8 protein-coding genes, 4 tRNA genes and 1 pseudogene are annotated in these 10,588 nt (G+C 43.5%); 9 read left to right on the forward strand and 4 right to left on the reverse strand.

All coding sequences use genetic code 11. The features are described 5' to 3' along the window. Positions 1-79 precede the first annotated feature (79 nt). The 9 genes and pseudogenes from AAC033_RS16725 (at position 80) to AAC033_RS16765 (ending at position 9,914) form a co-directional block, all read left to right on the forward strand. A complete protein-coding gene (locus AAC033_RS16725) occupies positions 80-814 on the forward strand; it encodes an NAD(P)H-binding protein (protein ID WP_339740224.1) in 735 nt (244 codons plus the stop codon). A gap of 150 nt (positions 815-964) precedes the next feature. Further along, on the forward strand, positions 965-1,861 hold the full coding sequence (locus AAC033_RS16730; protein ID WP_339740226.1) for a DMT family transporter: 897 nt from the start codon (positions 965-967) through the stop codon (positions 1,859-1,861). Positions 1,862-2,187: 326 nt separating this feature from the next. Beyond that, positions 2,188-2,739: pseudogene (locus AAC033_RS16735) on the forward strand (chemotaxis protein CheB). 119 nt (positions 2,740-2,858) lie between these two features. Beyond that, complete coding sequence (locus tag AAC033_RS16740; protein ID WP_339740228.1) at positions 2,859-3,236, forward strand: VOC family protein; 378 nt, start codon at positions 2,859-2,861, stop codon at positions 3,234-3,236. Between the two features lie 188 nt (positions 3,237-3,424). Next, a complete protein-coding gene (locus tag AAC033_RS16745; protein ID WP_339740230.1) occupies positions 3,425-3,865 on the forward strand; it encodes a nuclear transport factor 2 family protein in 441 nt (146 codons plus the stop codon). 482 nt (positions 3,866-4,347) lie between these two features. Beyond that, positions 4,348-7,119 (forward strand): TonB-dependent receptor, encoded by a 2,772-nt coding sequence (locus AAC033_RS16750; protein WP_339740232.1) that lies wholly within the window; start codon positions 4,348-4,350, stop codon positions 7,117-7,119. A gap of 17 nt (positions 7,120-7,136) precedes the next feature. After that, positions 7,137-8,228: a phytase precursor gene (locus AAC033_RS16755; protein WP_339740234.1), complete on the forward strand. Its 1,092-nt coding sequence runs from the start codon at positions 7,137-7,139 to the stop codon at positions 8,226-8,228. A 70-nt stretch (positions 8,229-8,298) separates the two neighbouring features. Next, on the forward strand, positions 8,299-8,946 hold the full coding sequence (locus AAC033_RS16760; protein WP_339740236.1) for an inorganic diphosphatase: 648 nt from the start codon (positions 8,299-8,301) through the stop codon (positions 8,944-8,946). Positions 8,947-8,957: 11 nt separating this feature from the next. Continuing rightward, entirely contained in the window at positions 8,958-9,914 is a 957-nt protein-coding gene (locus tag AAC033_RS16765; protein WP_339740238.1) for a metallophosphoesterase, read from the forward strand. A 168-nt stretch (positions 9,915-10,082) separates the two neighbouring features. On the opposite strand, the gene AAC033_RS16770 is transcribed toward AAC033_RS16765, so the two are convergent. The 4 genes from AAC033_RS16770 to AAC033_RS16785 form a co-directional block, all read right to left on the reverse strand. Further along, positions 10,083-10,155, reverse strand: a tRNA-Gly gene (locus tag AAC033_RS16770). Between the two features lie 14 nt (positions 10,156-10,169). Next, positions 10,170-10,256 (reverse strand) — tRNA-Leu (locus AAC033_RS16775). Positions 10,257-10,305: 49 nt separating this feature from the next. After that, positions 10,306-10,381, reverse strand: a tRNA-Gly gene (locus AAC033_RS16780). 14 nt (positions 10,382-10,395) lie between these two features. After that, positions 10,396-10,482 (reverse strand) — tRNA-Leu (locus AAC033_RS16785). Between the last annotated feature and the right edge of the window lie 106 nt (positions 10,483-10,588).

Genomic DNA, 10,588 nt, shown 5'->3' on the forward strand with positions numbered 1-10,588 from the left:
AATCTGGCAAATTCGCAAAGCTTTGGTGCAACTATGGAGCAGGTAGTTCGTAACAAACTAACACTAAAAAGCATGAACATTGGAAACAACTAATTTGACAACTTTAGTCATTGGCGCAAGTGGTGCCACAGGAAAGGAATTGGTCAATCAATTGATTTTGATGGGACAACACGTTAAGATCATCGTCCGGCCGCTTGCCAAAATTCCCGACACGTGGGAACGCAGCAAACAGATCGCTATCATAAGGGCCAATGTTTCAGAAATTGACATAACCGAAATGGCGAACCATCTGAACGGTTGTCAATCTGTTGCTTCCTGCCTTGGGCATCATTTAAGCTTATCGGGAATCTTCGGGAAGCCCCGAAAGTTGGTTGCCGATACCGTTGAATTAATCTGTCGTGCCATCGAAAAAAATTCTTCCGGCCATCATTTCAAATTTGTTTTGATGAATACAACAGGCAACAGAAACAAAGATTTAAACGAAACTTACTCATTCGGAGAAAAACTTGCCATGGGTTTGATTCGACGACTAATTCCACCTCAATTAGACAATGAACATGCGGCCGACTATCTACGGTTAAACATTGGTCAGAATCATGAAAATATTGAATGGGTAGCTGTTCGACCGGATTCGTTGATCAACGACTCAAAAGTAACCGAATACGAATTATATGGTTCGCCCACAAGAAGTCCTCTTTTTAATCCAGGCAAAACCAGTCGAATAAACGTTGGAAATTTCATGGCAAGATTAATTGTTGAGAAAGATCTATGGGAAGATTGGAAAGGAAAAATGCCGGTGATTTATAATAAATAGAGCAGAATCAATAGCCTTCATGAGATCGTTGCCGGAGAACAAAAACGTCAACCCGCTGGTGTTGCAGACAATTGATTTTGAAAATCCCAAAGCGCAACCCAGCGTTACCCTGCAAAAAAAATGTAACCTGATCAAAAAATCAGTTGATCCATGCGTAAAGATATTCTGCTACTCGTTATTGGATTTGTCCTTCTTTGGAACTCGGGATTCATTGGAGCAGAATACGGATTACCTTACACCGGGCCATTCACTCTGGTATTCTGGCGTTATCTCGCCCTCACCATTCTTATCGGTTTATACCTCCTGCTAAAAAGACGATTTAAAAAAATTAGCTGGTCCGTCGTGGGCTACAACATGTCCGTCGGCTTTCTTGCTCATGGAGTATGGTTAACTTGCGTGCTTTTATCACTGGACCAGGGGGTTCCTGCCGGCATTATCGCGCTGGTGGTGGCGCTGCAACCATTGGTTACTGGCGTATTTTCAGGAATTGTAGTGGGCGAACCAACACCGTTTCACCGATGGATGGGATTGATCATCGGATTTGGAGGAGTGGCATTGACCGTGCTTTCCCGAATCGATTTTCAGGCTCCCGAGTCGATTTTTGGTTATTTAATACCCCTGGGATCAGTAGGCGCCATTACCGCGGGCACATTGATCCAACGAAAGTTGGATATCAGCACCACGAACTACCATCTGCCCATAGATCAGACACTCTTTTACCAAAGTCTGGCAACGGTTTTGGCACTGGCAATACCGGCCATTTTTTGGGAGAAGCTGGAAACCCAATGGAAGCCTGAGTTTATCTACGCGATGATTTGGTTGACCGTGGGCGTGTCATTAGGAGCCTATGCTTTGATGTGGCGCTTGCTTGAACGAATGGATGCCACCCGCGTAGCCAGCCTGTTTTATTTTGGTCCTCCGGTTACCATGCTGATGGCTTGGGTTGCATTTGGAGATACCCTTACCATGATAGACATCATCGGGCTGGCTGTCGTTCTTGCCGGGATCCTACTTACCCACATCAAATTCGATTTAAACGGTACCTAATAAAAAAAGCACTCATTTTCATGAAGTACCTTTTGCTGACTTGGCATTCGACCCCGCGACCCCGATTCGTCAGCCGCTGGATGGTGCTCTACCAACTGAGCTACCCTGTTCCTCCGAATCTGTAAAAGCAGACGGCCGCGAGACAGTCAATCCGATCCGGCAGTATTGCACAGCATTGCCACAAATTTGGAGGAGCCCATCAAATCCTTAATTACCGAATAACTAAGTCAATAATTATTTGTTTAAATTAAAGTTCAGATGATCTAAATTTCAATTGAATAACGATAAACTCGAAAAAGTCAACCATAGGCAAAAAGGATTTTCCGATCGTTTGTGTAGGCGGTTCGGCAGGTGGACTGGATGCCTTTACCCGATTATTGAAGAATATGCCTGCCGAGATGGGAGTTGCCATTGCAATCGTCAACCATTAGAGAACGGTAAGTACCTTGCTCCAAGAAATTCTGCCCCGTTTTACGGAGATGCCCGTCCAACTCATCACTGAAAAACTGGATATTGAACAAAATCATGTCTTTATTATTCCCGAAAAACGAGACTTGCATGTTCTAAATGATGAGTTCCGCGTAAAACCGATATCGAAACCTTGGGAATGGCCCGATGTGATTACGGTATTTTTACGCTCAATAACCACGCATTGGGACGGTAAACTAATTGCCGTCATTGTTTCGGGCTATGATGGTGATGGTGCAGACGCCCTGTGTGGTATAAAAGAAGTCGGAGGAATTACCATCGCACAACAGCCCGACACCGCGATTCAACCCGATATACCCGACAGGACAATCGCGAGTGGGTGTATTGATTATATTCTTTCGCCGGAAGATATTGCCAATGAAACATTAAGAATAGCTGCGGTGAGTTAAGTGGGCTATTGCAAAAAATCAACTCGCTGGTTTTCGGAGTAGTTGGATTGGATGAAGTTGTTATTTCCGTATCTTACCATCAAAGGAACAGAATTAATAATCACCAAAAAATAGTTAAAATGGAATCAATATCGCCAAACATCTTCGTCAAAAACATGGACGAGACTATTAAATTTTATGAGCAGTTGGAATTCAAATTAACCATGAGAGTTCCGAATGAGGGGGACTTGGTTTGGGCTATGATGACGAATGGGAATGTCGTCTTTATGTTTCAAACATTAGAGAGCTTAGGAGATGATCTGCCGGAGATTTCAAGACAAGAAGGTGGTTCGCTGCTGCTTTATATTCAACTAAAAGAAATCAGGCAATATCACGATAGAATTGAGAACAAGGTGCGCATTCTAAAAGGACTTGAAAAGACTTTTTACGGCGCAACGGAATTTTCAATCCGGGACATTAACGGTTACATCTTGACCTTCGCTGAAAACGAAGGATAGGATAACGATATGCCAGCATAAGCGTAATGTGGGCTGGCTTAAAAGGAGTATTTTGCTCCTAGAAAGCTTTGCTACAGGCGGCCCGACAAATCGTTCCGAGATCCGCAAAACGTTGATCTTTGGCCATTGCTTCACTTTCTTAAAAAAAGATTCAAAAAGAATTAAACCTATAACCTAAAAAATGAATTATGAAATTATCTCGTTTCTTCTTAATCAGTTTCATTCTTGTTACTACGCTTGCTTTCGGGCAATCAAATGATGAAACAGAAATCAGACAATTAGAAAAACATTGGACCGAATTGCTTGATAAAGGAGACACAAGCTCATTATTAAAAATATGGTCGAAGAACTACGCAGTTAACAATCCAAATGGAAAAATTGTGACTCCTAAGGATATCGTTGCACTTATGGAAACTGGACATCGATTCCCCACAGTGAAAAGAATTATTGAAAAGATCACTTTTAATCAAGACATTGCGATTGTCATGGGCAAAGAGTTGCAACAGCCTGAAAATAGGAGCACGAACCATGAAGAATGGATACCAAGGAGATTCACCAACGTTTGGATAAAAACTAATAACGGATGGCAGTTGGCAGCAAGACAGTCATCAAAAGTATGTGCCGAATAACCTATGACGGTTTATTTGAATAGAAAGGCGAACGCATAACACCGTTGTGCATCACGAAGCAAGACCAATCTGCAAAAATTGAACCTATACTGATCGAGTAGCCTACTCCGCCAGGAAACACTGACAGGGCAAGGCTCTCACACCTCTGCTAACGACGGATTTATCAATCCGCATGGATACAGGAACGAGCGTTTATCCAGGCAAAAAAGAGTCGATCGCTATTGAATTGATCTGGTGGAAACAGGTCACATTTTGGGATAATTCTGCAGAAATAGAACTAGACATCGATCATTTGCTACTGGTTGGAGCAATCGTCACGATGGTTTGATATTTCAGTGTAAAAGGCCACCAGGAAGATTTTAAACACTGGCTTCAGCGTATGCATACATGCCGTTAATACCTTTTGATGTATTTGTAATGTGTCTGTAATGTACCTGTAATGCGCTAAGCATAGTTTTGTCATGAATTTTCAAATGAATAAAATGACACAACTAAAAGTTTACTTATCTGTTTTTCTTGTCGCCTTGGCCATAGCAGTTCAGGCGCAACAGTCCGGCATAATTAAAGGACGGGTTTTGGATGCCGACAACCTTTCGATGCCTGGCGCAGCCGTCTTCATTGAGATGATTAATAAAGGTACCGTTTCCGACACTTATGGTTACTACACCCTTACCGGAATTCCCGAAGGAACGTATGAACTATCGGTTTCTTACATTGGATTTAGTCCTAACAAAACACAAGTTACGGTGGAGCCCGGCAAAACAACAGTCGCCGATTTTAGTTTGGAAGCGGGCATTGAATTATCAGAAGTTCTAGTAAGCGGGCAGTTGCATGGCCAGTCGAAAGCCCTAAACACACAAATGACCAAAGGGAACATCACCAACATCATCTCATCCGACCAGGTGGGCCGTTTTCCTGATGCCAACATCGGGGATGCCCTAAAAAGGATTCCTGGTATCAATGTACAGTACGATCAGGGCGAAGCACGTTTTGGAAACATCAGGGGAACAGCGCCTCAATATAACTCGGTCATGGTGAACGGTGAACGCATCCCTTCGGCGGAGGCTGAAGACCGAACCGTACAGCTCGACCTGGTACCTGCCGATATGATTCAGTCGATCGAAGTGAACAAGGCCGTTACCCCCGATATGGACGCTGACGCCATTGGCGGTTCGGTAAACCTGGTAACACGCTCAGCGCCATACGATCGACGGATAAGTCTAACACTCGGATCGGGATATAATGTTCTTGCCTCAAAGCCAATTTATAATGGTGCCTTTATATTGGGAGACCGCTTTCTCAACAATAAGCTGGGCGTAATTGCCAGCGCATCGTATCATAATCACCAATTGGGCAGTGACAACTTTGAGGCTGAATGGGATTACATGGAGGATAACAATAAAGACGGTTCTGCTTTTACCGAAGAAATTCAAATCCGTCAGTACTATTTACAACGTATCCGCCAAAGCTATTCGTTGAGCCTCGATTATAAAATCACCGCTAACCATACCCTGTTCGCCAATGGTATATATAACCACCGCAACGACTGGGAAAATCGCTACCGGACCGTTTACAAGGATATTGAGCATGATGAAGACAGCGACACCTGGATAGGAGTGATGGAAAAAGAAACCAAAGGTGGAAATACTGACATCAAAAATGCACGGTTGGAAGACCAGCGCATGATGAATTTCACCATGGGTGGCGACCATCAGTTTGGTAAAATTAAAGCCGATTGGACGGCATCATACAGCAAAGCCTCAGAAGAAAGGCCCAACGAACGATATATTGTATACGAAGTTGAAGATTTGACTTTTATAACCGATTTCTCTGATAAAAGTGCACCAAAGATTACTGGTGTATCTCCTTCTTCATCTGCCGATTTTAGTTCCGACTATTCGTTTGGTGAAATTACCGAAGAATTTCAGCTAACTGAAGATATTGATAAAAACTTCAAACTGAATTTTTTAATTCCTTTGCTTGAAAATGATTTCAAAAACAGCATTAAAGTAGGTGTGCGCTACAAAGGCAAGGAGAAAATGCGTGATAACAGGCTGTTCGAATACAGCCCTGCTGATGAAGATGCATTTAATGCTACAACCTTGAACAACTTGGAAAACTTTACAAAAGATAACTTTTTAGCGGGTGATTACGCAACCGGGAATCAGGTGTCAGCAGAATACTTGGGTGGACTTGATTTGACCAACTCTTCATTGTTTGAGGAAGAAAGAATTGCAGAAGCAGAAGCAGGTGATTTTAATGCCACCGAGAATATTATAGGTGGTTATCTTATGCTCAACCAGAATATTGGCCCAAAATTATTAATGATTGCCGGTGTACGTATTGAAAACACTTCACAGGAATACCAGGGCAACCAATACGATGCCGATGAGGATGAAAATACGCTAACCGATAAGGTTTCTGATTCTTATGTCAATATTCTCCCGGGCTTGCACCTGAAATACGATTTTAACAAAACAACCATTTTAAGGGCTGCATGGACCAATACCCTGGCAAGGCCTAACTATTATTCGCTGGTGCCCTACAGGGAAATCACCAGGGAAGATAATGAAATAGCCATTGGAAACTCCGATTTAACCCCTACCACTTCGATGAATCTCGACTTTATGTTTGAAAAATATTTTAAAAACATTGGTATTTTATCGGGAGGGGTTTTCTATAAAGACATCAAGGATTTTATTGTGACAGAAACCCGTGAAAAGTACCTGTTCGAAGGAACAACCTGGGACACTTATAGTCAGCCAATCAATGGAGGAAATGCAGAAATATTTGGTGTTGAATTAGCTGCCCAACGTCAGCTCGATTTCCTCCCCGGATTCTGGAAAGGTTTTGGCTTGTACACCAATTACACTTATACAACCAGTAGTGTAAGCGATTTCCGTATCGAAGGCCGCGAAGACGATGATATTTCACTGCCCGGAACAGCAAAACATACGCTTAATGGCTCCTTATCATACGATAGCAAACGCTTTTCTTTCAGGACTTCTGTCAATTATTCATCAGCTTTTATTGATGAATTCGGCGAAGAGGCATTTTACGACAGGTACTACGACGAAACCATCCACTTAGATGTGAACGCCAACTATGCCATTACTCCACAATTGAGGGTTTATGCCGAGGCTAACAATTTGCTGAACACACCATTGTATTACTACCAGGGCGTAAGCTCAAGGCTCATGCAGGCTGAATATTACAATGTACGCTTTCAGTTTGGAGTAAAGCTTGATTTTTAAACACTTAGAAAAACAATATGTATAGAATTGGACTTTTAACCACGATTTTGTTCTTGCTGTTTACAGCTTGTCAGAATAAACCCACAAATAACGATCAGTCGCAAATTAGCCAATCAAAATCTGTACTTCCTGAAGTTGCAGCTATTAAAGAGGCCTATACAACCCTGCGCGACGAGAGCGACAATGTCGACAGTCCTGCTTTATGGCACAGTACTGATGGCCAAAACTGGCTGTTGGCCACTGCAAAAGAGGGAAACGTCGTTATTGTTTACAATGCGGCTACCGGTGAAAAAATAAACCAGTTTGGACAAACAGGCAGTGCTTTAGGCGAGCTCAGCAGGCCCAACGGGATTACCGTAATCGATAACTATGCTGTAATTGTTGAAAGGGACAACCACAGGATTCAGGTTGTGAGCCTGCCTGATTTTGAACCTCTGGGTACTTTCGGCGAAGCAGTTTTACGTCTGCCCTATGGCATTACCATTGACCAATTTGAAGGTAAATACCACCTTTACGTTACCGATAACTACGAAACACCCGAAGAAGAAACCCCACCGGCCGATAGCCTGGGGCAAAGGGTACATCATTTTGTTTTTACGGTTGAAAACAACCAGGTAGCCGCTGAGCATGTCAAAGCATTTGGCGAAACTTCGGGTGAAGGCGTCCTCTACAAAGTAGAATCATTGCTTATTGACCGTACATTCAACCGTTTGCTAATTGCAGATGAGCATGAAGAACACCGGAACGTGAAAATATACGATGTGGAAGGTAACTTCACCGGTCAAATCATCCCGCACAATTATTTCCTCTACGAACCCGAAGGCATTGTGGTATGGGAATGTAAAGGCGATAGCTCGGGCTATTACCTCATGGTTGACCAAGGTAAAATTAACAATACCTTTCAGGTGTTCGACCGCAAAACGCTGGAATACATTGGTGGGTTTGGTGGCGAAATCACCCGCAATACAGATGGCATTGCCATTACCCAAAAAGCATTTGGAGACTTTAAGTACGGGGCTTTTTACCCCGTGCATAACGATGGAAGCCTCGCGGCAATAGCGTGGGAAGATATTGCTAAAATCCTTGATTTAAGGTACGACTGCAATTAGAAAACATAAGTTGCAACTTACATAAATGCTGGACAATAAATACCGTTCAGCATTTATGTTTTAAAAAAGTATGAAAATATTATTCAGAATATTCGTGCTGATTATCTTGCTTTATGCTTGCGGAAATTCGGGCAGAGATAAAAATGTAGTTATTAATACACACCACTACCTGCACGATATTGCTCCATTCACATCCGATTCACTGGTAAATGTTGTAATTGAAATCCCGGCAGGTACAAACCAAAAATGGGAGGTCAATAAAGTAATCGGACAGATAGAATGGGAGCAAGTTCCCCCTGGTTCGTTCAGGGTAATCAACTACCTGCCCTATCCTGCCAACTATGGTTTTGTACCTCAAACTTTGTTACCCGAAGCTACCGGTGGCGATGGCGACCCCGTTGATGTTTTTGTACTGGGTTCATCAATCGCTCGTGAAAAGGTTGTAAAAGTGAGAATCGTTGGAATAATCCATATGCTTGACGATCATGAATCGGACTCGAAACTTTTGGCTGTAAATACTGATGAACCGGGCTTTGATGTAGACTCTTATGAAATGTTGATCAATCGCTATCCCGGGGTAACTGATATCATCAAACTATGGCTCTCACATTACAAAGGTCCCGGCAGGGTAAAAATCCTCTCTGTAAACGATGAAATAGATGCGGTTCGTTACTTAAAAACAGCACATACTGATTATGTCGACCAGGCAATTAAATAAAAATTGACAATATGATTCAATCATTGAAGTTGGTCATCATACTCCTTGCAATCGTATTGTCAGGATGTAAGAACAACACAAACAAAGGCAATGCAACAGACGATACCGGTAACACTCCAGAAATTAATCATTCAGTGTTATCAGAATTTTCACTTACCAGATTACATGCCGAGAATGATACCACGCTGCTTCGAATAGCGATTTTAGGCGATGGTGAACCAAAGCCATTGGCAGAATTCCCCAACATGGATGCGGCTGTTGAACAAGTTAACGCTCTTGCTCAAACGCACCCTATTGACTTTGTTATCGGTGTTGGCGACATTGCGCATAAAGGTACAGAAATCCAATACGAAGCTGCAACTCAGGCACTAAAGAAGCTAAAAGCTCCATTCTATCCCATCATGGGCAATGAAGAGCATGGCAATACCGTGGATAGGTATCTGCACTATGCCCAAAAATGGAACAGCAAAATTGTAAGTCCGAGCTATGTTATAAACCACGACAATCTGGCATTTGTGTTTGCGTCGCCCGATCATGGCCGTGATTTCAAAGATAGTGGTGCCCGGTGGATTCTCGAACAGGTTCAACGGCTGGCCCCAAAACCAATAGTTCTGGTGGTGCATGGTGCTCAAAAAGGGGTCTATCCGGAAAACCCTGATAAAGGAATCAGCAACCAACTGTTCATCGAAGGGGTGATTTCTCAAGCCAACCTCGCAGTGGTCATTTCCGGCGATCTTCACATGGACATGGACCGGGTGATTCACTCCAAAAAAATTGGGCATGTACACTATCTCCACATCCCTGCACTGGAACGCACCAAAATTCCGGATGAAACAAACCACACGCCCAAATTTAGGGTGATGACCATAGCCAAAAATGGAAGCGTTACTATTGATACTTATGCCGTGGGGGAGCCGGGTTTACGCGAGGAGCATGCCTATTCGTTTACGCTTTCACTTCAAGAATAGAAATTGATCCATATAGAGACCAAGTAGATTGCAGCAGATAGGATGCCATCACTATCATTTACGGGTGCATCATCGTAGACTGCCCCCGCTGGCCGGAAGCGTTTATTTAACCTGCCCTGCAGGCACCCAACAAAAAAGCACCCCATTTTCATGAAGCGCTTTTTGCTGAGCGGGAGACGGGATTCGAACCCGCGACCCCGACCTTGGCAAGGTCGTGCTCTACCAACTGAGCTACTCTCGCAATAAAACCGTAAATGGTACCCGGGGCGGGACTTGAACCCGCACGATCATAATGATCATTGGATTTTAAGTCCAACGTGTCTACCATTCCACCACCCGGGCATCCTTTAAAAAAGCAAGTTCCGAATGAAACCAAACTTACTCCTAGAAATGGAGCGGGAGACGGGATTCGAACCCGCGACCCCGACCTTGGCAAGGTCGTGCTCTACCAACTGAGCTACTCTCGCAATAAAACCGTAAATGGTACCCGGGGCGGGACTTGAACCCGCACGATCATAATGATCATTGGATTTTAAGTCCAACGTGTCTACCATTCCACCACCCGGGCATCCTTTAAAAAAGCAAGTTCCGAATGAAACCAAACTTACTCCTAGAAATGGAGCGGGAGACGGGATTCGAACCCGCGACCCCGACCTTGGCAAGGTCGTGCTCTA

This window comes from uncultured Sunxiuqinia sp. (assembly GCF_963974515.1).
GTDB lineage: Bacteria > Bacteroidota > Bacteroidia > Bacteroidales > Prolixibacteraceae > Sunxiuqinia.

Excerpts from the sequence above, each read along its gene's own strand:
- AAC033_RS16730 (WP_339740226.1), top strand. The coding sequence starts at position 965 with ATGCGTAAAGATATTCTGCTACTCGTTATTGGATTTGTCCTTCTTTGG.
- AAC033_RS16740 (WP_339740228.1), top strand. The coding sequence starts at position 2,859 with ATGGAATCAATATCGCCAAACATCTTCGTCAAAAACATGGACGAGACT.
- AAC033_RS16745 (WP_339740230.1), top strand. The coding sequence starts at position 3,425 with ATGAAATTATCTCGTTTCTTCTTAATCAGTTTCATTCTTGTTACTACG.
- AAC033_RS16750 (WP_339740232.1), top strand. The coding sequence starts at position 4,348 with ATGACACAACTAAAAGTTTACTTATCTGTTTTTCTTGTCGCCTTGGCC.
- AAC033_RS16755 (WP_339740234.1), top strand. The coding sequence starts at position 7,137 with ATGTATAGAATTGGACTTTTAACCACGATTTTGTTCTTGCTGTTTACA.
- AAC033_RS16760 (WP_339740236.1), top strand. The coding sequence starts at position 8,299 with ATGAAAATATTATTCAGAATATTCGTGCTGATTATCTTGCTTTATGCT.
- AAC033_RS16765 (WP_339740238.1), top strand. The coding sequence starts at position 8,958 with ATGATTCAATCATTGAAGTTGGTCATCATACTCCTTGCAATCGTATTG.